This is a genomic window from Streptomyces sp. WAC 04229 (assembly GCF_003947455.1).
GTDB lineage: Bacteria > Actinomycetota > Actinomycetes > Streptomycetales > Streptomycetaceae > Streptomyces.
This window is the reverse complement of sequence record NZ_QHJH01000112.1, coordinates 1-22,208: the sequence shown is the minus strand read 5'-3', so window position 1 is coordinate 22,208 and position 22,208 is coordinate 1. Positions and strand designations below refer to the sequence as shown.

Sequence of the window (22,208 nt, the reverse complement as noted above, 5' to 3'; positions counted from 1 at the left end):
ACAGTATTACTGCCGGTGTCGTGGGCTCGGAGATGTGTATAGGAGCCCACCCCAGTGCGCCAGCGCGGCCCGCTCACTCTCCGGACGCGCCCGCCGCGGGGCGAGCTTCAGCACGGCAGGCGTGCCGTCGGCATCCCGCACCAGGACCACGAGGCTGCTCCGCCCGCCGGGCACCTGCACCCGCTCGGCGCTCAGCCCGCGCTGCGCCACCGCCCGCTCCGCCGCCTCCGGCAGCCGCGCCAGCCAGTCGTCGCCGCCAGGTGCCGTCTCGCCGAGCGCCCTGACCAGCCGCCGCGGCGCTTCGAAAGCCATGCGCGAGCCGTTCCCTTCCCGTACGTGCAGCCGTACGCGTTACCCAGTCGGTGTGGCCGAAGCCGAGGCATCCGGAGCCGAGGTGCGCGCCGACGTCGTGCCGGTCCGCTCCGCGAGCCCAGGGAAGGCTACGCTCCCGCCCCGCCACCGCGCCGCGCGGACCGCGGCCTCCCGCAGCGCCCCGGCGGCAGCGGCCCGCCGGTCGCCCTCGGCCGCCCGCACCAGGTCGGAGTAGACCCCGGCGAGCCGATCCTCCAGCTCGCCGGCCAGCCGCACCGCGGCGGCCGCGTCCGGCACGGAGAAGGGCAGCGCGTACCCGGCGGACGCGGCCACCGGCCGCCCGCCCAGGCCCCGCACGTCGCGCACCAGGGCGTCCCGCCGTGCCCGGTGCGCGTCGTACGCGGTCCGCGCCTCGCCCCGCCGTTCCTCACCGATCCGGCCGCCGACGACCCCGTAGCCGTACACGGCCGCGTGTTCGGCCGAAAGCGCCGCCTGGAGGGCGTCCAGCTCCCGGTCCTCCGCCTCGCTCACCGTCACCCTCCGTCCGTCAGCAGATACACGTGCGCCGCCCCGGCCGCCGCCACCGACGCCAGCAGCCGCGCCAGCTCACCCGGCACCTCCAGCAGCGCCCGCGCCCGCCGGTCGGCCAGCTTCCGCTCGGCACCGGCCAGCAGGGCCACCGCGTCCTTCTCGTCCGCGGGCACCCGCCCGGCGTCGTCCCCCGGCCCCGCGGCCCGCGCGGACTCCGAAGGCGAGGCCCCCGACGACGCCGACGCCCCCGGCGAGGCCTTACCCCCTGTGCCCTTCGCGCCGAACGCCTTCGCGTGCCGCAGCACCTCCTCCCGCAGCGGACGCAACCGCTCCGCCAGCCCCGGATGAGCGGCGATCACCGCCGCGTACCGCGCGGCCAGCGCCTCGCTGTCCCGGCCCGCACGCGCGCGTGCCGCGTCGGCCGCGGACCGTTCGGCGGCCGGTTCCCCGGCCTCCGGATCGCCGGAGCACCCGACGAGCAGGACGGCACCGGCGGCCCCGGTGGCCGACACGAGCAGACTCCTTCTGCGCGGCCCCGACGGCGGGCGCGGCGATGCGGAAAACGACACGGCAGACGTCCTCGACAAGCTCGTACGGAAGCGGCGGCAAAGCGACGGACACAGCGACGGGCGGAGCGACCGGCGACGCGGCGGCGACCCACGGTGGGGCCGGCCCGTGATCACGGTACCCGGGCCCCGGCCGGGCACCGGTCATCGGCACCGCCGAGCCGGGGTGGACGGCAACACCCCCCGGGACCCGATACCCTTTGACCAGACACGCGCCCCATCCCACAACAGCACACGCGGCCGAGGAGTCACCCGGATGAGCACCACCCAGAGCGAGAGGCTGCGAGAGCTGCTTGAGCCGCTCGTCGCCTCCCAGGGACTGGACCTCGAGGAGATCGCGGTGGACTCGGTCGGCCGCAAGCGTGTGCTGAGAGTGGTCGTCGACTCCGACACCGGCGCCGACCTGGACCGGATCGCCGATGTGAGCCGTGTGCTCTCGGCGAAGCTGGACGAGAGCGACGCGATGGGCGACGCCGAGTACACCCTCGAGGTGGGCACCCCGGGCGCGGAGCGCTCCCTGACCGAGCACCGCCACTACGTGCGCGCCACGGACCGCCTGGTCCGCTTCCAGCTGCACGAGGGCGGTGAGCTGGTCGCCCGCATCGTCGCCGTGGACGAGGACGGAATCGACCTCGAGGTGCCCGGCGTCAAGGGCCGCAAGGCCACCACCCGCAGACTCGCCTTCGGTGACATCGACAAGGCACGCGTCCAGGTCGAGTTCAACCGCAAGGACACCAAGAACACCGATCACACCCAGAACAGCGACACGACGGAAGAGGAGGCGTAGCCGTGGACATCGACATGAGCGCCCTGCGGGGCTTGGTACGGGAGAAGGAGATCTCCTTCGACCTGCTGGTCGAAGCGATCGAGTCGGCCCTCCTCATCGCCTATCACCGCACCGAGGGAAGCCGCCGGCACGCGCGCGTGGAACTCAAGCGGGACACCGGACACGTGACCGTGTGGGCGAAGGAGGACCCCGACGACCTCGAGGAGGGCCAGGCGGCCCGCGAGTTCGACGACACCCCGTCCGACTTCGGCCGCATCGCCGCCACCACCGCCAAGCAGGTCATCCTGCAGCGGCTGCGCGACGCCGAGGACGACGCGACGCTCGGCGAGTACGCCGGCCGCGAGGGCGACATCGTCACCGGCGTGGTCCAGCAGGGCCGCGACCCGAAGAACGTGCTGGTCGACATCGGCAAGCTGGAGGCCATCCTGCCGGTGCAGGAGCAGGTGCCCGGCGAGACCTACCCGCACGGCATGCGGCTGCGGTCCTACGTGGTCCGGGTGGCCAAGGGCGTGCGCGGCCCCTCCGTGACGCTGTCCCGCACCCACCCCAACCTGGTGAAGAAGCTCTTCGCCCTGGAGGTGCCGGAGATCGCCGACGGGTCCGTCGAGATCTCCGCGATCGCCCGCGAGGCCGGCCACCGCACCAAGATCGCCGTCCGCTCCACCCGCTCGGGTCTGAACGCCAAGGGCGCCTGCATCGGCCCCATGGGCGGCCGGGTGCGCAACGTCATGGGGGAGCTGAACGGCGAGAAGATCGACATCGTCGACTGGTCGGACGACCCGGCCGAGATGGTGGCCAACGCGCTCTCCCCGGCCCGCGTCTCCAAGGTGGAGGTCGTGGACCTGGCCGCCCGCTCCGCGCGGGTGATCGTGCCGGACTACCAGCTGTCGCTTGCCATCGGCAAGGAGGGCCAGAACGCCCGCCTCGCGGCCCGGCTGACCGGCTGGCGCATCGACATCCGCCCGGACACCGAGCAGCCGTCCGGACAGCCCTCCGGGCAGCCCTCGGGCGAGCACGGGGAATAGATCCAAGCCGCACGGCGCTGAGATCACGTCAGCTTTGCGTGCGGCACGTGTTCGACTCTTGCCCCGTAGGGGTGAGGTCGGCCCGGGGAGGTAGACTTAGGAGTGTCTGGCCGGACACGTACTCGAGCATGCCCTGAGCGCACCTGCGTGGGGTGCCGGGAGCGAGCGGTCAAGAGCGAGCTGCTGCGCATCGTGGCGGACGAGGGTCATTGCACCCCTGATCCACGCGGTACGCTGCCCGGCCGGGGTGCGTATGTACACCCCGTACCGGTCTGTGTCGACCAGGCGGTGCGCCGCAAGGCGTTCCCGCGGGCGCTCCGCGTCCCGGGTCCGCTCGACGTAAAGGCGTTGCGTCACTACGTCGAGCAGGCACAAGGTTGCTGAAAGCAGCATGTAAGCAACGTGGTAAGGAAGACGAGCCGTGCGGAACCCACCGCGCGGCCCGGTACCTCGCGAGTCGAAAGCAGGTCGAGATTGCGATGAGCACTCGATGAGTACGCGATGAGTACGCCCATGAACTAGCGACGGTCCGGACGCAACCCGGACCTCAGAGGAGCGAAGTGGCTAAGGTCCGGGTATACGAACTCGCCAAGGAGTTCGGCGTTGAGAGCAAGGTCGTCATGGCCAAGCTCCAGGAGCTCGGTGAATTCGTCCGTTCGGCGTCTTCGACCATCGAAGCGCCCGTAGTACGCAAGCTGACAGACGCCTTCCAGCAGGGTGGTGGCAACGGCCGGGCAGCCGGTCGCACCGCCGCCCCGAAGAAGGCCGCCCCCAGGCCCGCCGCGCCGTCGCCGTCTCCGGCGCAGGCGGCACGTCCGGCCGCGCCGCGTCCGGCGGCCCCGAAGCCCGCGGCTGCCCAGCAGCCTGAGGCCCCGGCGGCCCCCGCTCCGGCGCCGTCCCAGGGTCCGCGTCCGACGCCGGGCCCCAAGCCCGCGCCGCGTCCGGCTCCCGCCGCGCCGGAGTTCACCGCTCCGCCGGCCGCTCCGGCCGCCCCCGCCGCCTCGACGCCCGCTCCGGCCGGCCCGAAGCCCGGCGGCGCGCGTCCCGGTGCCCCCAAGCCCGGCGGTCGTCCGTCCGGTCCGGGTCAGGACCGTGGTCAGCAGGGCGGCCAGGGCCGTCCCGGTGGCCAGCGTCCCGGTGCCCCCGCGCAGCGTCCCGGCGGCCGCCCCGGCGGTCCGCGTCCGGGCAACAACCCCTTCACCTCCGGCGGCAACGCCGGCATGGCGCGCCCGCAGGCGCCCCGTCCGCAGGGCGGTCCGCGCCCCGGCGGTCCCGGTGCCCCCGGCGCCGGCCCGCGTCCGCAGGCCCCCGGCGGCCAGGGCGGCGGTCCCCGTCCCCAGGCTCCGGGCGGCAACCGTCCGAGCCCCGGCTCGATGCCGCGTCCGCAGGGCGGCGGCCAGGGCGGTCCCCGTCCCGGCGGCGGTCCGCGTCCGAACCCCGGCATGATGCCGCAGCGTCCCGCTGCCGGCCCGCGTCCGGGCCCCGGCGGCGGTGGTCGCGGTCCCGGCGGTGCCGGTCGTCCGGGTGGCGGCGGCGGTCGTCCGGGTGGCGGCGGCGGCTTCGCCGGCCGTCCCGGCGGCGGTGGCGGCGGCGGTCGTCCCGGTGGCGGCGGCGGTTTCGCCGGTCGTCCCGGCGGCGGCGGTGGCTTCGGTGGCGGCGGTGGCCGTCCCGGCTTCGGCGGTCGTCCCGGTGGTCCCGGTGGCCGTGGTGGCACGCAGGGCGCCTTCGGCCGTCCCGGCGGTCCCGCGCGTCGCGGTCGCAAGTCGAAGCGGCAGAGGCGCCAGGAGTACGAGGCCATGCAGGCCCCGTCGGTCGGCGGCGTGATGCTGCCTCGCGGCAACGGCGAAGCCATTCGCCTGTCGCGCGGTGCGTCGCTCACCGACTTCGCGGAGAAGATCAACGCCAACCCGGCGTCGCTCGTCGCGGTCATGATGAACCTCGGCGAGATGGTCACCGCGACCCAGTCCGTCTCCGACGAGACGCTCCAGCTCCTCGCCGGCGAGATGAACTACACGGTTCAGATCGTCAGCCCGGAGGAGGAGGACCGCGAGCTGCTCGAGTCCTTCGACCTGGAGTTCGGCGAGGACGAGGGCTCCGAGGAGGACCTGGTCGTCCGTCCGCCGGTCGTGACCGTCATGGGTCACGTCGACCACGGTAAGACCCGGCTGCTCGACGCCATCCGCAAGACGAACGTCATCGCGGGCGAGGCCGGCGGCATCACCCAGCACATCGGTGCCTACCAGGTCGCGACCGAGGTCAACGACGAAGAGCGCAAGATCACCTTCATCGACACCCCGGGTCACGAGGCGTTCACCGCCATGCGTGCCCGCGGTGCCCGGTCGACCGACATCGCGATCCTGGTCGTCGCGGCCAACGACGGCGTCATGCCGCAGACGGTCGAGGCGCTCAACCACGCCAAGGCGGCCGAGGTCCCGATCGTCGTCGCGGTCAACAAGATCGACGTCGAGGGTGCCGACCCGAGCAAGGTGCGCGGTCAGCTGACCGAGTACGGCCTGGTGGCCGAGGAGTACGGCGGCGACACCATGTTCGTCGACATCTCCGCCAAGCAGGGTCTGCACATCGACTCCCTGCTGGAGGCCGTGGTCCTCACCGCGGACGCCTCGCTCGACCTGCGGGCCAACCCCACGCAGGACGCGCAGGGCATCTCGATCGAGTCCCGTCTCGACCGCGGCCGCGGTGCCGTGGCGACGGTCCTCGTGCAGCGAGGCACCCTGCGGGTCGGCGAGACGATGGTGGTGGGCGACGCCTACGGCCGCGTCCGCGCCATGCTCGACGACAACGGCAACAACGTCACCGAGGCGGGTCCCTCGACCCCGGTCCAGGTGCTGGGTCTGACCAACGTCCCGGGCGCCGGCGACAACTTCATCGTGGTCGAGGAGGACCGTACGGCCCGCCAGATCGCGGAGAAGCGTGCCGCCCGCGAGCGGAACGCCGCGTTCGCCAAGCGCACGCGCCGCGTGTCGCTGGAGGACCTGGACAAGGTGCTCAAGGCCGGCGAGGTCCAGCAGCTGAACCTGATCATCAAGGGTGACGCTTCCGGATCCGTCGAGGCCCTGGAGTCCTCCCTGCTCCAGCTGGACGTCGGCGAAGAGGTCGACATCCGCGTCCTGCACCGCGGCGTCGGTGCGGTCACGGAGTCCGACATCGACCTGGCGATGGGCTCCGACGCCATCGTGATCGGCTTCAACGTGCGCGCCGCCGGGCGTGCCGCGCAGATGGCCGAGCGCGAGGGTGTGGACGTCCGGTACTACTCGGTCATCTACCAGGCGATCGAGGAGATCGAGGCGGCCCTCAAGGGCATGCTCAAGCCGGAGTACGAAGAGGTCGAGCTGGGCACGGCGGAGATCCGCGAGGTCTTCCGCTCGTCCAAGCTGGGCAACATCGCGGGTGTACTCATCCGCTCCGGCGAGGTCAAGCGCAACACCAAGGCGCGCCTGCTGCGCGATGGCAAGGTCATCGCGGAGAGCCTCAACATCGTGGGCCTGCGTCGCTTCAAGGACGACGTCACCGAGATCCGCGAAGGCTTCGAGGGCGGTATCAACCTCGGAAACTTCAACGACATCAAGGTCGACGACGTCATCGCGACGTACGAGATGCGCGAGAAGCCGCGGGTGTAACCACCGCGACTTCCGAGACGGTGCGGCCCGGGGCCGGTCGGCGGAGCACAATATCCGTCGATCGGCCCCGGCCGTTCGTTGTACGGTTCTGATGTCCCCGCCGGTGAACGGCGGGGCCATCGATCCCGAACCGGCGGGTGAACCGGTTGCATACATGTATGTGGGGACGCTGTCCTTCGACCTCCTCCTCGGCGACGTACATTCGCTGAAGGAGAAGCGCTCCGTGGTCCGCCCGATCGTCGCCGAACTCCAGCGGAAGTACGCGGTGAGCGCGGCCGAGGTGGAGCACATGAACCTCCACCGCCGGGCGGTCGTCGGCCTGGCCGTGGTGTCCGGCGACGCGGGCCACCTCAGCGACGTACTCGACCGGTGCGAGCGGCTGGTGGCCGGCCGGCCCGAGGTGGAACTGCTGTCGGTGCGACGGCGCTTCCACGGCGACGACGACTGACCAGCGGCACGCCAGACCACGCAAGATCACGAAGAGCGGAAAGAACGGGAGACGGACCAGTGGCCGACAACGCGCGGGCGAAAAGGCTGGCGGACCTCATCCGAGAGGTGGTGGCCCAGAAGCTGCAGCGCGGGATCAAGGACCCGCGGCTCGGCTCGCACGTCACCATCACGGACACCCGGGTCACGGGTGACCTGCGGGAGGCGACCGTCTTCTACACGGTGTACGGGGACGACGAGGAGCGCAACGCCGCCGCAGCGGGCCTGGAGAGCGCCAAGGGCATCCTGCGCTCCGAGGTCGGCAAGGCGGCGGGCGTGAAGTTCACGCCGACCCTGGCCTTCGTCATGGACGCCCTCCCGGACACCGCCCGCAACATCGAGGACCTCCTCGACAAGGCGCGCCAGTCCGACGCCAAGGTGCGCGAGGCGTCCGCGGGCGCCGCGTACGCCGGTGAGGCCGACCCGTACCGCAAGCCGGACGAGGCCGACGAGGCGGACGAGGCCGACGAGACGGACGACACCGCTAAATGACCGAGAAGCACATCACGCCCGACGGCCTTGTCATCGTCGACAAGCCGTCGGGTTTCACTTCGCACGACGTCGTCGCCAAGATGCGGGGCATCGCCCGGACGCGGCGCGTCGGGCACGCCGGCACGCTCGACCCGATGGCGACGGGCGTCCTGGTCCTCGGTGTGGAGCGGGCGACCAAGCTCCTCGGGCACCTCGCCCTCACCGAGAAGGAGTACCTGGGCACCATCCGGCTCGGGCAGACCACCCTGACCGACGACGCCGAGGGCGAGATCACGGGGTGCGCGGACGCCTCGAAGGTCACCCGGGAGGCGATCGACGCCGGGATCGCCGAACTGACCGGCGAGATCATGCAGGTGCCGTCCAAGGTCAGCGCCATCAAGATCAAGGGCGTGCGCTCCTACAAGCGGGCACGCGAGGGCGAGGAGTTCGAGATCCCCGCCCGTCCCGTCACCGTCTCCTCGTTCTCCGTGTACGACGTCCGCGACGCCGTCGCCGAGGACGGCACCCCGGTGCTGGACCTGGTGGTGTCCGTGGTCTGCTCCTCCGGTACCTACATCCGGGCCCTGGCGCGCGACCTGGGCGCCGGTCTCGGCGTCGGCGGCCACCTCACCGCGCTGCGCCGCACCCGGGTCGGGCCCTACAAGCTGGACACCGCCCGGACGCTGGACCAGCTCCAGCAGGAGCTGACCGTCATGCCCGTCGCGGACGCGGCCGGCGCCGCCTTCCCGCGCTGGGACGTCGACACCAGACGGGCCAAGCTGCTCCTCAACGGGGTCCGCCTGGACATGCCCGAGCTCTACGCGGGTGCCGGTGCCGTCGCCGTCTACGGACCCGAGGGCGGACTGCTCGCGCTGGTCGAGGAGCAGCAGGGCAAGGCGAAGAGCCTGGCCGTCTTCGGCTGAGCCGACGCGCCGTCGGCCTCCGCCCGTGGAGCGGCGATCACGGGGACTTCACTGTCGCCGCTCCACGGTCCCCCCTCGGTTCCCCCGCCTCCTAGGGTGTATCCAACCGACCCCTCCTGTTCACCCGTCCGGGCAGGCGCTCGGAGTGAACCGGGGGAGCGGAAGGGGGCGCGTTCGCCAGGAGATCTGTCCCGCTGATCATCACGCGCCTACCGTCGAACACACAGCAGGGGTGTACGGCGGGGAGGTTCGGCGATGGCGTCGAGGAACCGGTCCCGGGAGGCGGCGGGCGGCAGGGCGGCACCGGGGCCGCGGGACGGAGCCCGGGACGCGCGCGGCGGGCCCCCGGCCCGGGTGGCCGATCCGGCCCGGCCCGCGCCCGACGACGCCCTGGTCCAGGTGCACGACCTCGCCGGACGCCCCCGCGGCACCGGATTCGTCGCCGACCACCACGGCACCGTACTCACCAGCCACGAAGCGGTCGACGGCCTCTCCCGGCTGGTCCTGCGCACCGCCGGGGACCGGCGCCGCGTGGTCGCCGCCGCCGACGTGACCCCACTGCCCGCCCACGGCCTGGCCCTGGTCCGCACCGAGGGCCTGGGCGTCCGCCCGCTGCCCGTCACCACGCGGGACCGCGTCGAGGCCGGCACCTACGTGCGCATCGCCGCCGGCGGCTGGCGCGAGGCCCGGGTCCTGGGCACCACCGGCGTGACCTACACGGCCACCGACCGCTTCCACCTCCTCGGCGACGCGCTGGAACTGGCCTGCGGCACCTCCGGGCGGGACGCGCTGCGGCTCGGCGGCGGTGCGGCAGGCGGGCCCGTCGTCGACATCCAGACCGGTGCCGTCCTCGGGGTCCTCGGCACCGCGCTCAGCTCCGGGCACAGCGACGTCGGCTTCGCCGTGCCGCTGCGCCGCGCGGACACGGGCCCGCTCGCCGCCCTCCTCGCCGAGAACGCCGCGACGGTCCCGGCCTACGGAGCCGATCTCAACCTCGCGGGCGTCCTCGCCCTCACGGCGACCTCGGTCGGGCAGGACGGTCCGCGGGGCGCGTCGGGGGAGTACGGGGACGCCCGTGCGGTCGAGGGCTCCGGGCCGTGCGGCGGCGCACCCCTGGTGGAGCCGGTGGTGAAGCCGGTCGAACGGCCCGCGGTGACCCGCGCGTTCACCGCCTTCGCCGCCAGCCGCGCGGCCGTACTGGGCCTGGTCGGCGCACCGGGCAGCGGCCGTACGACCGAGCTGACAACCCTCGCCGCCCGCCGCTCCCGCGGCCCCGCACCGGCACCCACGCTGTGGCTGCGCGGCGCCGACCTGTGCGACGAGGACATGTCGCTGGCGGACGCGGTGCGCCGGACGCTGGACCGGGCCGCCCGCATCGTCGCCGCCTCGGACGGCGCCCGACCCGACGACCTCGGAGACATCGCCCCGGAACGCCTCGCCCGCCTGGCCCGCACCGCCAAGAGGCCCCTCCTCCTGCTGCTGGACGGCCCCGAGGAGATGCCGCCCGTCCTCGCCCACCGCCTCCCGGAATGGACCGAGGGCACCGCGGCCTGGCTGGGCGAGACGGGCATCCGGCTGGTCGTCGCCTGCCGGGCGGAGTACTGGGAGCACGCGGGGGCGGAGTTCCCCCGGGACCTGCTGTACGGCCCCGAGGAGCGTGCCGCCGCGGCGGACGGCTCCCGGAGGCCGCTGTGGGCGACGCCGGGGGCGGCACGTCAGGGCGGGGCCGCCGTACCGGTGCCGTCCCGGACGGTTGCCGGGAGGCGCCCGCCGGACGGTGTCGTGCCGTCGGCCGGGGCCGCGGCCGTCCAGGGCGGGTCCGCCGTACCCGTGCCGTCCTGGGCGGCCGCCGGGACACGCCCGTCGGCCGGGGCGGTGGGGGCCGGGACGGCGGTCGCCGTACCCCGGCCGGGGTTCGACGGCGTGGAGCCGGCGGCTCCCAGCCCGGTGCTGCCGCCCTGCGTTGCGCTAGGCGACCTGGGCGACGAGGAGGCCCGGGAGGCGCGCGCCCGCCATGGCGTCCCGGACGGCGCCCTCGGGGCCCCCGACGACCGGCACCCCCTCACCCTGCGTCTGCTCGGTGAGGTCCGCGTCGGCCTCGACCTGCCGGCGGCGCCCGTCGACCGGGACGAGGTCTTCCAGGCGTACCTGGACCTCGCGTGCCTGCGCGTCGCGACCCGCCTGGCCCGGGAGAACGGCCTGCACGGCACCGCCGTACGCCGGCTCGCCGCGAAGGTCTCAGGGCAGGTCCACGAGGCCGCCCGGCGCAGTCTCGGCCCCGGACAGGGCGCGCTGGACCGGGAGTCCTTCGAGGCGCTGTTCCCGTGGGGGCCCGCCCCGGCGCGGCTCGGCGGCGGCACCGGCTGGGCGTCGGCCGTGCTCGCCGAGGGCCTCCTCGTCCCCGCGGGCCCCGGCTACCGCTTCGCGCACGAGGAGCTGGCCGACTGGATCCAGGGCGTCCACCTCGACCTGGACGAGGCCCTGCGCGCCCTCGTCCACCGCCGCGGCACCCCGCACGACACGCACGACACACACACCCTGCCGGTGCCCCATCACCGCATCGGCCCCGTCGTCGAGGCCGTCCTGCTCCTCGCCCGGCAGCACGGCGTCCTCCAACTCGCCCTGACCCTCGAGGAGCTGGTGCACGCCCTCGACGCCGACCCCCACTCCTGGTGGGCCCCCCGGCTGCTCACCCGCGTCCTCGCGCGCGTGCCCGACGCGACGCCGTACACGGAGGTGCTGCGGCTCCTCGCCGACGGCCTCGCGGAACGGCGCGGGGAGGGACGGCCGGCGCCGGCGGAGTTCGGGCCCGCCTTCTGGACGGGCCTGCGGCTGCCCGACGCGCTCCGGCTGGACCTGCTGCGCCGCCTGGTCCTCGCAGACGGCCCGCCGAGCGAGCCGGGCCCCCGCCACCTCGACACCGTGGCGGCGCTGCTCACCGCCGCTCCCGGGGCCGTACAGCCGCTCCTGGTCCGCTGGTTCGACGACGACCGGCCGCTGCCCGCCACCCCGCACGCCACCGTCGCGACGGCCGCGCAGGCGCTGCTGCACACCCACCGCCACCGCGGCCTGGACGGACTCACCGAGGTCCTGGTCGACAGCACCCACCGACGGGCCGACGAACTGCTCGCCGTCCTGGCCGAGGAGGAGCCCTCCGCCCTGTGCCGCGCCGTCGAGCGGTGGGCGCGCGACGAGCGCCCCGAGCGGCGGAGCGCCGCCGTCACCCACGGCCTGCGCACCGCCCCGCACGCCCGCACCGCCGCCGACCGCACCCTGCTCCGGCACGCCGCCCTCGTCCTGCTCGCCGGGCCCGCCGACAGCCCGCTGCACGGCGGCGCGCTGGCCCTGCTCGTGCACGATCCGGACAGCCGTGAACGCCACCTTCCGAGGGCACTGGACCACTTCGCGGCCGGCGACCCCCACCTCCCGCCGGGCGCGGTGGCCGCCGCCCTGCCCACCCATCCGGAAGCCGTCCTCGAAGCCTTCCGGGCCCGGCTGCGCGGCCCCGACGCGGGGGAGGCGCTGCGCGTGCTGGCCGACGCCACCACCCCCGCGCTGGCCCGCCGGGTGGCCGCCCTGGTGGCCCGAGCCGTCACGGACCGCCCCGAGACCGCCGGACACCTGGCCGCCTACGTCGACCGGCGCCTGGACCGGGACCCCGCCGACCGCGCCGTACTCCTCCCCTTCGTCACCCCTCTCCTCGACGACGGACCCGAGCCCGCGCGGGCCGCCCTCGCCGGTGTCCTCCCCGGCGACGGCACCGCCGCGGCCGGCCCGCTCCGCCGGGAACTGCGCGAGCGCCTCCTCGCCCACGAGCAGGCCCCCGCCGTCCTGGAAGCGCTGCTGTACGCGGCCGCCCGGTGCGCCGGTGAGGACCAGCGCGCCCTCGTCCACCGCACCGGTCTCCTCCTCGTCCGCACCCCCGACGGAGCCACCCGCTTCGACCGAGGGCTGGTCGACCTGGCCCGTCACCTTTCGGGCTTCGCCACCCGGCTGACCGGCTGGCTGGCCGACGCGCCGCCGGACTGGGCCGCGCTGGTCGGCCCCAGCGCCCGCCGCACGATCGAGAACCTCGCCGGAGCCCGGGTCCCCGCCTGACCCCGGCCCGGACGGCATGGCACCCTTAGACCTGCGCAAGGGTCACCACCGGACCCACCGAGATCACGGAAACCACCAAGGAGCAGACACAGTGCAGCGCTGGCGTGGCTTGGAGGACATCCCCGAGGACTGGGGACGCAGCGTCGTCACCATCGGCTCCTACGACGGCGTCCACCGCGGGCACCAGCTGATCATCAAGCATGCCGTGGACCGCGCCCGCGAACTGGGCGTCCCCGCCGTCGTCGTCACCTTCGACCCGCACCCCAGCGAGGTCGTCCGCCCCGGCAGCCATCCGCCCCTGCTCGCCGCGCACCACCGCCGTGCCGAACTGATGGCGGACCTGGGCGTGGACGCGGTGCTGATCCTGCCGTTCACGACGGAGTTCTCGAAGCTCTCCGCGGCGGACTTCGTGGTGAAGGTCCTGGTCGACCGGCTGCGCGCCAAGGCGGTCGTCGAGGGCCCCAACTTCCGCTTCGGCCACAAGGCCGCGGGCAACGTGGACTTCCTCACCGAGCAGGGCAAGGTCTACGACTTCGAGGTCGAGGTCGTCGACCTGTACGTGACCGGTGACGCGGGCGGCGGCGAGCCGTTCTCCTCCACCCTGACCCGCCGCCTGGTCGCCGAGGGCGACGTCCAGGGCGCCGCGGAGATCCTGGGCCGCCCGCACCGCGTGGAGGGCGTGGTCGTGCGCGGCGCCCAGCGGGGGCGCGAGATGGGCTTCCCCACGGCCAACGTCGAGACCCTCCCGCACACCGCGATCCCGGCCGACGGCGTCTACGCCGGCTGGCTGCACGCCCAGGGCGAGGCGATGCCGGCCGCGATCTCGGTCGGCACCAACCCGCAGTTCGAAGGCACCGAGCGCACGGTGGAGGCGTACGCCATCGACCGCGTGGACCTCGACCTGTACGGCCTGCACGTCGCCGTCGACTTCCTCGCCTTCGTACGCGGCCAGGCCAGGTTCGAGACCCTGGACGCGCTGCTGGAGCAGATGGGCCAGGACGTCCAGAGGTGCCGCGAGATCATCGCGGCCTCGGACGTCCACCGCCCCTGATGTTCAGCCCGGCCGGACGGTCGCCTCGTCGCCCGCTCCGGCCGTGGGCCGCTCCGCCCGCGACCGGGCCCAGTGGCAGGCCACCTGGGCCTCGTCGCCGCCGGACAGGACCTCCAGCTCCCCGTGCCGGCACGCGTCGGCCACCCCGGCCCGCTCCGCCTCACCGCCGGCCAGCACCTGGCAGCGGACGTGGAAGCGGCAGCCCGACGGGATGAACGACGGGTCCGGGGGCTCGCCGGTGAGCACGACCGGCGTGCCCGGCGCCTCCGGCAGGACCGACAGCAGCGCCTGCGTGTACGGATGCCTGGGCGCCGTCAGCACCTGCTCCACCGGGCCCGTCTCCACGATCCGGCCGAGGTACATCACCGCCACCCGGTCGGCGATGTTCCAGGCCAGGCCCAGGTCGTGGGTGACGACCAGCGCCGACAGGCCCAGTTCGGTGCGCAGCCGCAGCAGCAGCGCCAGGATCTCGCCGCGTACCGACGCGTCGAGGGAGGCAACCGGTTCGTCCGCGACGAGCAGTTCCGGCTCCAGGACCAGCGCGCCCGCGATGACGACCCGCTGCCGCTGGCCGCCGGACAGCTCGTGCGGGTAGCGCAGGAAGAACCGCTCGGGTGGCCGCAGTCCGGCCCGGGACAGGGCCTCGGCGACCGCCGCCCGCTCGTCCCCCGCGTGACCGTGGATCCGCAGGCCCTCGGCGACGATGTCGTACACCGTGTGCCGCGGGTTGAGCGAGCCGCTCGGGTCCTGGAGGACCAGCTGGGCCCGCTTGCGGTACGCCTTCAGCGCGCGGCCCGAGCGGGCGAGCGGGGCGCCGTCGAAGGTGACGCGGCCCCCGGTCGGCGGGACCAGGCCGAGCAGGGAGCGCGCGAGGGTGGTCTTGCCGCAGCCCGACTCGCCGACCAGCGCGACGATCTCGCCCCGCCGGATGTCGAGATCGACCCCGTCGACCGCCCGCGCGTCGGCCGCCCCGCGCCGGCCGGGAAACGTGACGTGCAGCCCCTGAACGCTCAGCAACGGGGGTGTGGTGGGCGTCATGGGGTACTGCTCCTCACTCCGTCGTTCGGCACGGCGCCGCCAACGGGACTGGCGGGCGCCTCGGTACTGCCGGGCGCTCCACCGTCCCCCGCGCCCACGTGGACGCAGGCCGCCCGCCGGCGGGCTCCCGCCTCGCGCAGTGCCTGGTCCTCGGTGGCGCAGAGGTCCAGGGCCACCGGGCACCTCGGGTGGAACGCGCAGCCGGAGGGCACCGCCGTCGGGTCGGGCGGGTCGCCGGGCAGGCCGCGGGGCGCGAACCGCGAGGCCGGGTCGCCGATCGTGGGGAAGGCCGCCGACAGGGCGCGGCCGTACGGATGCCGGGCGTCCTCGTAGACCTGCCGGGCCGGGCCCTCCTCGACCACCCGGCCCGCGTACATCACCGCGAGGCGGTCGCAGGTGTCGGCCAGCACGGCGAGGTCGTGGCTGATCATGATCAGTCCGACGTTCTGCTCGCCGACCAGGCCCTCGATCAGCCGCAGGATCTGCGCCTGGATCATCACGTCGAGCGCCGTGGTCGGCTCGTCGGCGACGATCAGACGCGGGTCGCAGGCCAGCGCCATCGCGATCATCACGCGCTGCCGCTGCCCGCCGGACAGCTCGTGCGGGTAGGCACTCGCCCGCGAGGCGGGCAGCCCCACCTGCTCCAGCAGCTCACCCGTCTTCCTGCGCGCGCCGGCCGCCGTCGCCCCGCGGTGCAGCAGGACGGGCTCGGCGATCTGGTCACCGATGCGGTGCACGGCGTTCAGGGAGTGCATCGCGCCCTGGAAGACGATCGACGCCCCTGCCCAGCGCACCCCCCGCAGCCGCCCCCACTTCATGGTCAGCACGTCCTCGCCGTCCAGCAGGATCTCCCCGCCGGTCCGGGTGCCGGGCGGCAGCAGCCGCAGCAGCGCCAGCGCCAGCGTGGACTTGCCGCAGCCGGACTCGCCCGCGATCCCGAGCTTCTCGCCCGCGTCGAGGCGCAGGTCGACCCCGCGCACGGCGGCCGCGCCACCGGCGTACGTCACCTTCAGGTCCCGTACCTCCAGGAGACTCAACGGGACACCCCCAGCCTGGGATTGAGAACGGCCTCCACCGCACGCCCGCACAGCGTGAACGCCAGCGCCACCACCGCGATCCCGACGCCCGGCGGCACCAGGTACCACCAGTCGCCGGAACTCACCGACCCCGCCTCCCGCGCGTCCTGCAGCAGCCCGCCCCAGGACACCACCGTCGGGTCGCCGAGCCCGAGGAAGGCCAGCGTCGCCTCGGCCAGGATGGCGGAGGAGATGATCAGGGTGGTCTGAGCGAGGACCAGCGGCATGACGTTGGGCAGCACGTGCCGGGACATGATGTGCCAGTGCCCGCCCCCGAGCGCCTTCGCCCGTTCGATGTACGGCCGTGACTCCACCGCCAGCGTCTGCGCCCGCACCAGCCGCGCGGTGGTCGGCCACGTGGTCACCCCGATCGCCAGCACGATCGTGGCGAGGGAGCGGGACATGACGGTCGCCAGCACGATCGCCAGCACCAGCGTCGGCATCACCAGGAACCAGTCCGTGATCCGCATCATGACCGTGGCGTACCACCCGCGGAAGTGCCCGGCCGTGATCCCGATGACCGCGCCGATCGCCACCGACAGCGCGGCCGCGAGCAGCCCCACGAGCAGGGACACGCGCGACCCCCAGATCAGCAGGCCGAGCAGGTTCCGCCCGAACTGGTCCGTGCCCAGGGGGAACCGGCCGCTCGGGCTCTCCAGCGGCTGCCCCGGCGCGTCGGTCACGCTGTCCACGTCCGACCCGACCGTCAGCGGCGCGGTGAGCGCGACCAGCACGAACAGCGACAGCGCGGCCAGCCCGAACAGGCCCGCCCGGTGTCTGCGGTACTCCTTCCAGAAGCGCGCGACGGAGGCACGGCGCCGCCGCCGCGCGAGCGCACGGGGACTCGGCGCGCCCGGCTTCCCGGAGGGCTCCTTCCCGGACGGTTCCGCGGGGGTCTCGGCGGTCTCGGCGGTCATCGGCCCACCCTCGGGTCGAGCAGCGGATACAGGAGGTCGGCCAGCGTGTTCATCAGGATCACCGCGGCGGCGAAGACGAAGAACAGCCCCTGCACCAACGGCAGATCGGGCACGCTCAGCGCCTGGTAGAACAGCCCGCCGAGCCCCGGCCAGGAGAAGACGGTCTCGACCAGGATGACACCCGCCACGGTCCGGCCCAGATTGACGAAGACCAGCGTCACGGTCGGCAGCAACGCGTTGGGCACGGCGTGCCGCCGCCGCACGAGGTCGTCCCTGAGCCCCTTGGCCCGCGCGGTCGTCAGATAGTCGCCGCCCATCTCGTCCAGCAGCGCCGACCGGGTGACCAGCAGCGTCTGCCCGTACTCCACGGCGACCAGCGTCACCACGGGCAGGACGAGATGGTGGGCGACGTCGAGCACGTGGGCGAAGCCCTCCTCGCCGCCCGACTCCATGCCGCCGGTCGGGAACAGGCCCGGAATCGGGTCCACTCCCACCGACAGGACGATGATGAGCAGCAGCCCCAGCCAGAACGACGGGATGGAGTAGAGCGTCAGCGCCAGACCGGTGTTGAGCCGGTCGCCCAGCCCGCCGTGCCGCCACGCCGACCGGGTGCCGAGGAAGGCACCCAGCGCGGTGTAGATCACGAAGGCCGTGCCGGTGAGCAGCAGGGTGTTCGGCAGCGCCTCGACGATCTTGTCGGTGACCGGCGCGTGGAACTGGTACGACGTGCCCAGGTCCCCGCTCAGCGCCTTGAGGCAGTAGTCCGTGAACTGCTGCCACAGCGGCAGGTCGAGCCCGAACTCCTCCCGGTAGACGGCGAGCTGCTCGGCCGAGACCGGACGGCCGCCGGTCATGAACTTCACCGGGTCGCCGGGGATCAGCCTGAAGAGGAAGAAGCTCGTGACCAGGACGGCGAAGAGGGAGACGACCGCGCCGCCCAGTTTCCCCGCCACGTACCGCGGATACCCGCTGCCTCCGCGCCGCGACGGCCCGGGCGGCCGCTTGCCGAGCGCGGCGCCGGTCGCGGCGAGGGGCGCGGAATCCGTCGCGCTACTCACGGTCGTCCGCCGTCGCCCGGCGGCGGACGGCGAAGAGCACCCCGAGGCCGGCGAGGACGACGACACCCGCGACGATGCCGATCACGGTGCCCGTCGACGACGAACCGCCCGAGGAGTCACCGGAGTCCGCGGGGACGGCCGACCACCAGCTCCAGTACCCGTCCTGGCCGTAGATGTTGCCCGCGTCGGACGGCATGGTGGTGATCGACTCGATCTGGTCCGTGCGGTAGGCCTCGACCGCGTTCGGATACGCCATGACGTTCATGTAGCCGGTGTCGTAGAGCCGGGACTGCATCTGCTTGACGAGGTCCGCGCGCTTGCCGGGGTCGTACTCGCCCAACTGCCCCGCGTACAGGTCGTCGTACTTCTTGTCGCAGATGAAGTTGTCGGTGGCGCCCGTGTCCTTGGGCGTCGCCGGGAGCGCCGCGCAGGTGTGGATGGAGAGCACGAAGTCCGGGTCGGGGTTGACGGACCAGCCGTCGAAGGCGAGGTCGTACTTGCCGGCCAGCCACGGGTCGGTCACGTTGTCGAGGCAGTCGAGGGTGATCGAGATCCCGAGTTCGCCCCACCACTCCTGGAGGTACTTGCCGACCGCCTTGTCGTTCGGGTCGGTGGCGTGGCACAGGACGCGGTAGTTCAGCGGCTTGCCGTCCTTGCCGACGCGCTTGCCGTCGGCGTTCGCCTTGTAGCCCGCCTCGTCCAGCAGCCGGGCCGCCCCCTCCGGGTCGTACGCCAGCTCCTGCTGGGCCGTCGGCTCGTAGAAGTACTGCGAGAAGCGCGGCGGGATGTAGCCCGCGCCCTCGACCGCGTGGCCCTGGAACACCTTGTCGACGATCGCCTTGCGGTCCACCGCCATGAACAGCGCGTTCCGCACCCGCTGGTCGAGGAGCGAGGGATCGCCGTCACCGAACTTCGTGCCGTCCTTCGCCCGGGCGCCCGGGTTGGTGGCGAGGGCGTAGAAGCGGCGGCCGGGGGCGTCGTTGACGCGGATGTTCTCCTCGCCCTCGAGGGAGTCGGCCTGGGCGGGCGTCAGGGACGGCGACCCGGCCACGAACGACACCTCGCCCTTGCGCAGGGCGGCGACGGCGGCGTCCTGGTCCTTGTAGTAGCGGAACACCAGGTTGTCGAACTTGGGGGCGCCCCGCCAGAAGTCCTTGTTGGCCTTGAGCCGCACATAGCTGTCCGGCTTGTAGTCCGTGAGGATGAACGGCCCGTTGCCGACGATCGGGAAGTCCTTGTCGTTGTTGAACTTCGAGAAGTCCCCGACCTTCTCCCAGACGTGCTTGGGCACGATCGGCACGTCCAGCGCGGTCATCGTGGCCTGCGGCTTCTTCAGCCGGATCACCAGCTGGGTCGGGCTGGGCGCGGTCACCTTCTCGAAGTTGCCGACGAAGCTGCCGTTGGCGGTGGCGGCGCCCTGGTCGGTCATCATCTTGTTGAACGTCCACGCCGCGTCCTCGGCGGTGGCCTGCTGCCCGTCCGACCACTGGGAGTCGGAGCGGATCTTGTACGTCCAGGTCAGCTTGTCGGACGACGCCTTCCACTCGGTCGCGAGCCCCGGTATGACGTGGTTGTCCTTGGCGTCGTAGTTGGTCAGGTACTCGTACGTCAGCTTGTGGATGCTCGTGGTGAGCAGGCGTACCGCCAGGAAGGGGCTGAGCGAGTCGACGCTCTGCGCCACGGCGACGGTGAGCGTCTTGCCGCCGCCCCCGTCGCCGTCCTCGGCCGCCGTGGCCGCGGGAGCGATTGCCCCCGACGTGAGGAGCAGCGCGCAGGCGCCCGCCGCGGCCAGGAGCCGGGCTCTGAACCGGCGGGGGGCGGTACGTCCACTGCCGTGCTGATCGTGTGTGCTCATGACTACCTGACCTCGCGTCATCGCACGCGGGAACGCCGGACGTCCCCGCGTGAGGCGGGCTTGAACAGTGGTGAACGCGGAATGAAGTGTGTGTCTACCAGCGGCAGTCTGCGCGCGTCAACGGTCCGTCAAACCCCATGTGGCCTGCGGAAACGGCGAGTTGGCCAACCCGTCACTCTCATTGGCGCAGACCTCTGGCGCCTCCCTGGTGAGAGCCTGACGCCCGTGTTTCACCGGTACTGCCCGCGCACACGCGAAGGCCCGCGCCGTCCGGGACGACGCGGGCCTTCGGGACTCCGGCGGGCTACTGCTGCGGCGGGGGCGGAGGCGTCTGCCCCTGCTGCGGATACCCGTACCCGGGCTGGGGGTAGGGCTGCCCCGGCTGCGGCTGCGGCGGCACCTGCCCCGGCTGCTGCGGGTACGGCTGGCCGGGCTGCTGCGGGTACGGCTGGCCCGGCTGCTGGGGATAGGCCTGGCCCGGCTGGGGGTGACCCGGCATCGGCTGCTGCTGGCCCGGCATCGGCGGCGCGGCGACCGGCGGCGGGTTGCCGTCGGACGTCCACAGGCCGTGCGACTGCTGGTGGCGGACGAAGTCCTCGGCGACCATCGCCGCGAGGTTGAAGTACGCCTCCCGCACCTTCGGCCGCATCATGTCGAGGTCGACCTCCGCACCGGCGGACAGGTGCTCGTCGAAGGGGACCACGACGACGCCCCGGCACCGCGTCTGGAAGTGCCCCACGATGTCGTCGACCTTGATCATCTTGCCGGTCTCGCGAACCCCCGAGATGACCGTGATCGACCGCGACACCAGGTCGGCGTAGCCGTGCGCGGACAGCCAGTCCAGCGTCGTACTGGCGCTGCTCGCACCGTCCACGGAGGGTGTGGAGATGATGATCAGCTGGTCGGCGAGGTCCAGCACGCCGCGCATCGCGCTGTAGAGGAGCCCGGTGCCCGAGTCGGTGAGGATGACCGGGTACTGCTTGCCGAGCACGTCGATCGCGCGCCGGTAGTCCTCGTCGTTGAACGTGGTGGACACGGCCGGGTCGACGTCATTGGCGATGATCTCGAGACCGGACGAGGCCTGCGAGGTGAACCGCCGGATGTCCATGTACGAGTTGAGGTGCGGGATCGCCTGCACGAGGTCGCGGATGGTGGCCCCGGTCTCACGGCGCACGCGGCGGCCGAGCGTGCCGGCGTCCGGGTTGGCGTCGATCGCGAGGATCTTGTCCTGCCGCTCGGTGGCGAGCGTGGAGCCGAGGGCGGTGGTGGTGGTCGTCTTGCCGACACCGCCCTTGAGGCTGATGACGGCGATGCGGTAGCAGGAGAGCACCGGGGTGCGGATCAGATCCAGCTTCCGCTGCCGCTCGGCCTCCTCCTTCTTGCCGCCCAGCTTGAACCGCGAACCGCCGGCCGCCGGACGGCTGCTCTTCGCCTTCTGCCGCTTGTTGTTGAGCAGCCGGTCGGACGACAGCTCCACGGCAGCGGTGTACCCGAGCGGTGCGGCCCCCGGGTTGGTGGGCTGACGCTGGTCGTGCTGCATGGGCTGCGGCCAGGCGGCCCCGAGCCGGGGGTCGACGGGCTGCTGCGGCGGCTGCGGGGCGTCCGGCTGCTGCGGGTACTGGTGCTGCGGCTGGGGTGCCTGAGGCTGCTGGGGGATGTGAGGCTGCTGCGGTGGTGCCTGGGGATGCTGCTGCGGCTGATGGTCGGGCTGACCGGGCACACCTGCCTGACCGGGCACACCTGCCTGGCCCGGCTGACCGGGCGCGCCGGGCTGCATCGCCTGGGGCGTCTGGGGCGTCTGGGGCATCTGGGGCGTCTGGGGCGGAGACTGCGGTGCCTGGCCCGGCTGCGGCATCGGCTGGGCGGGCGGGACCTGCGGGGCGTACCCGTGCGGGGTCGCCTGCGGCGCGGCCGGCGGAACCTGAGCGGCATCGGGCTGCGACTGCCCCTGCGGTGCCTGCGGGAACCCGTAGGTACCGGGCTGGGCGGGGGAGTACGGCTCGGGAGGACGCGCAGCCTTCTGCGGGAAGCCGTAACCGCCCTCGGACCCGGGCACGGGAGCGCCGCCCGGCTGCTGGGCCGGAGGCTGCGGTGCCGGAGGCGTGGCGCCGGGCTGCGGGAAGCCGTAACCGGCCGGCGCAGCGGGCTGGGCGGGCGGCGGGTTCCACGCGGCGGGCGCCGGCTGCGGAGCCTGCGGCTGGAACGGCGGCTGCTGGGCCGGTACGGCGGGCTGCTCCGGGGCGCCGGGTGCCGGCTGCGCGGGCCCCCGGGGGGGCCGGGGGGGGGGGGGGGGGGGGGGGGAGGGGGGGGGCCCGCGGGCCCCCCCCCCCTCGGCCGGGGGGGGGGGCCTCGGGTGACGCGGCCCCCGGGGGGCCG

General features: G+C 73.6%; 17 protein-coding genes and 1 pseudogene. 9 read left to right on the top strand and 9 right to left on the bottom strand.

The window, feature by feature from the left end; genetic code table 11:
• Positions 1-45 precede the first annotated feature (45 nt).
• From DMH12_RS25445 to DMH12_RS25435, 3 genes and pseudogenes are all read right to left on the bottom strand, one after another.
• Positions 46-312: pseudogene (locus DMH12_RS25445) on the bottom strand (aminoglycoside phosphotransferase family protein); the annotation flags it as partial.
• A 39-nt stretch (positions 313-351) separates the two neighbouring features.
• A complete protein-coding gene (locus DMH12_RS25440; protein WP_125493789.1) occupies positions 352-843 on the bottom strand; it encodes a ferritin-like domain-containing protein in 492 nt (163 codons plus the stop codon).
• A 2-nt stretch (positions 844-845) separates the two neighbouring features.
• Positions 846-1,412 carry a hypothetical protein gene (locus DMH12_RS25435; protein WP_125493788.1) on the bottom strand — a complete coding sequence of 189 codons (567 nt, stop codon included), beginning with the start codon at positions 1,410-1,412 and terminating at the stop codon, positions 846-848.
• A 253-nt stretch (positions 1,413-1,665) separates the two neighbouring features.
• On the opposite strand from DMH12_RS25435, the gene rimP reads away from it, so the two are divergent.
• The 9 genes from rimP to DMH12_RS25390 all read left to right on the top strand — a co-directional run bounded on the left by rimP (position 1,666) and on the right by DMH12_RS25390 (position 13,888).
• Complete coding sequence (rimP, locus tag DMH12_RS25430; protein WP_125493787.1) at positions 1,666-2,196, top strand: ribosome maturation factor RimP; 531 nt, start codon at positions 1,666-1,668, stop codon at positions 2,194-2,196.
• Positions 2,197-2,198: 2 nt separating this feature from the next.
• Positions 2,199-3,221 carry a transcription termination factor NusA gene (nusA, locus tag DMH12_RS25425; protein WP_125493786.1) on the top strand — a complete coding sequence of 341 codons (1,023 nt, stop codon included), beginning with the start codon at positions 2,199-2,201 and terminating at the stop codon, positions 3,219-3,221.
• Between the two features lie 102 nt (positions 3,222-3,323).
• Positions 3,324-3,605, top strand: a complete 282-nt coding sequence (locus DMH12_RS25420; protein ID WP_125493785.1) for a YlxR family protein — start codon at positions 3,324-3,326, stop codon at positions 3,603-3,605.
• Positions 3,606-3,781: 176 nt separating this feature from the next.
• The gene (gene infB, locus DMH12_RS25415; protein ID WP_125493784.1) at positions 3,782-6,859 is read left to right on the top strand and encodes a translation initiation factor IF-2; all 3,078 of its coding nucleotides are present in this window, start codon (positions 3,782-3,784) and stop codon (positions 6,857-6,859) included.
• A 154-nt stretch (positions 6,860-7,013) separates the two neighbouring features.
• Positions 7,014-7,307: a DUF503 domain-containing protein gene (locus DMH12_RS25410; protein ID WP_052843289.1), complete on the top strand. Its 294-nt coding sequence runs from the start codon at positions 7,014-7,016 to the stop codon at positions 7,305-7,307.
• A 59-nt stretch (positions 7,308-7,366) separates the two neighbouring features.
• Positions 7,367-7,837: a 30S ribosome-binding factor RbfA gene (gene rbfA, locus DMH12_RS25405; protein ID WP_125493783.1), complete on the top strand. Its 471-nt coding sequence runs from the start codon at positions 7,367-7,369 to the stop codon at positions 7,835-7,837.
• Positions 7,834-8,739 carry a tRNA pseudouridine(55) synthase TruB gene (truB, locus tag DMH12_RS25400; RefSeq protein ID WP_125493782.1) on the top strand — a complete coding sequence of 302 codons (906 nt, stop codon included), beginning with the start codon at positions 7,834-7,836 and terminating at the stop codon, positions 8,737-8,739. Before rbfA ends, truB begins: the two co-directional genes overlap by 4 nt.
• Positions 8,740-8,994: 255 nt before the next feature.
• Positions 8,995-12,837 (top strand): trypsin-like peptidase domain-containing protein, encoded by a 3,843-nt coding sequence (locus tag DMH12_RS25395; protein ID WP_125493781.1) that lies wholly within the window; start codon positions 8,995-8,997, stop codon positions 12,835-12,837.
• 91 nt (positions 12,838-12,928) lie between these two features.
• Positions 12,929-13,888 carry a bifunctional riboflavin kinase/FAD synthetase gene (locus tag DMH12_RS25390; protein ID WP_125493780.1) on the top strand — a complete coding sequence of 320 codons (960 nt, stop codon included), beginning with the start codon at positions 12,929-12,931 and terminating at the stop codon, positions 13,886-13,888.
• A 3-nt stretch (positions 13,889-13,891) separates the two neighbouring features.
• Here the strand turns inward: DMH12_RS25390 and DMH12_RS25385 are convergent, their stop codons facing one another.
• The 6 genes from DMH12_RS25385 to DMH12_RS25360 all read right to left on the bottom strand — a co-directional run.
• Positions 13,892-14,926, bottom strand: coding sequence for an ABC transporter ATP-binding protein (locus DMH12_RS25385; protein ID WP_125493779.1), 1,035 nt, complete (start codon positions 14,924-14,926; stop codon positions 13,892-13,894).
• The gene (locus DMH12_RS25380; protein WP_185832522.1) at positions 14,923-15,963 is read right to left on the bottom strand and encodes an ABC transporter ATP-binding protein; all 1,041 of its coding nucleotides are present in this window, start codon (positions 15,961-15,963) and stop codon (positions 14,923-14,925) included. Before DMH12_RS25380 ends, DMH12_RS25385 begins: the two co-directional genes overlap by 4 nt.
• On the bottom strand, positions 15,960-16,919 hold the full coding sequence (locus DMH12_RS25375; RefSeq protein ID WP_125493777.1) for an ABC transporter permease: 960 nt from the start codon (positions 16,917-16,919) through the stop codon (positions 15,960-15,962). Before DMH12_RS25375 ends, DMH12_RS25380 begins: the two co-directional genes overlap by 4 nt.
• On the bottom strand, positions 16,916-17,977 hold the full coding sequence (locus DMH12_RS25370) for an ABC transporter permease (protein ID WP_125493776.1): 1,062 nt from the start codon (positions 17,975-17,977) through the stop codon (positions 16,916-16,918). Before DMH12_RS25370 ends, DMH12_RS25375 begins: the two co-directional genes overlap by 4 nt.
• Positions 17,970-19,832, bottom strand: a complete 1,863-nt coding sequence (locus DMH12_RS25365) for an ABC transporter substrate-binding protein (RefSeq protein ID WP_125493775.1) — start codon at positions 19,830-19,832, stop codon at positions 17,970-17,972. Before DMH12_RS25365 ends, DMH12_RS25370 begins: the two co-directional genes overlap by 8 nt.
• 304 nt (positions 19,833-20,136) lie before the next feature.
• Positions 20,137-22,208: MinD/ParA family protein (locus tag DMH12_RS25360; RefSeq protein ID WP_125493774.1), on the bottom strand; the 2,072-nt coding region annotated here is incomplete at its 5' end.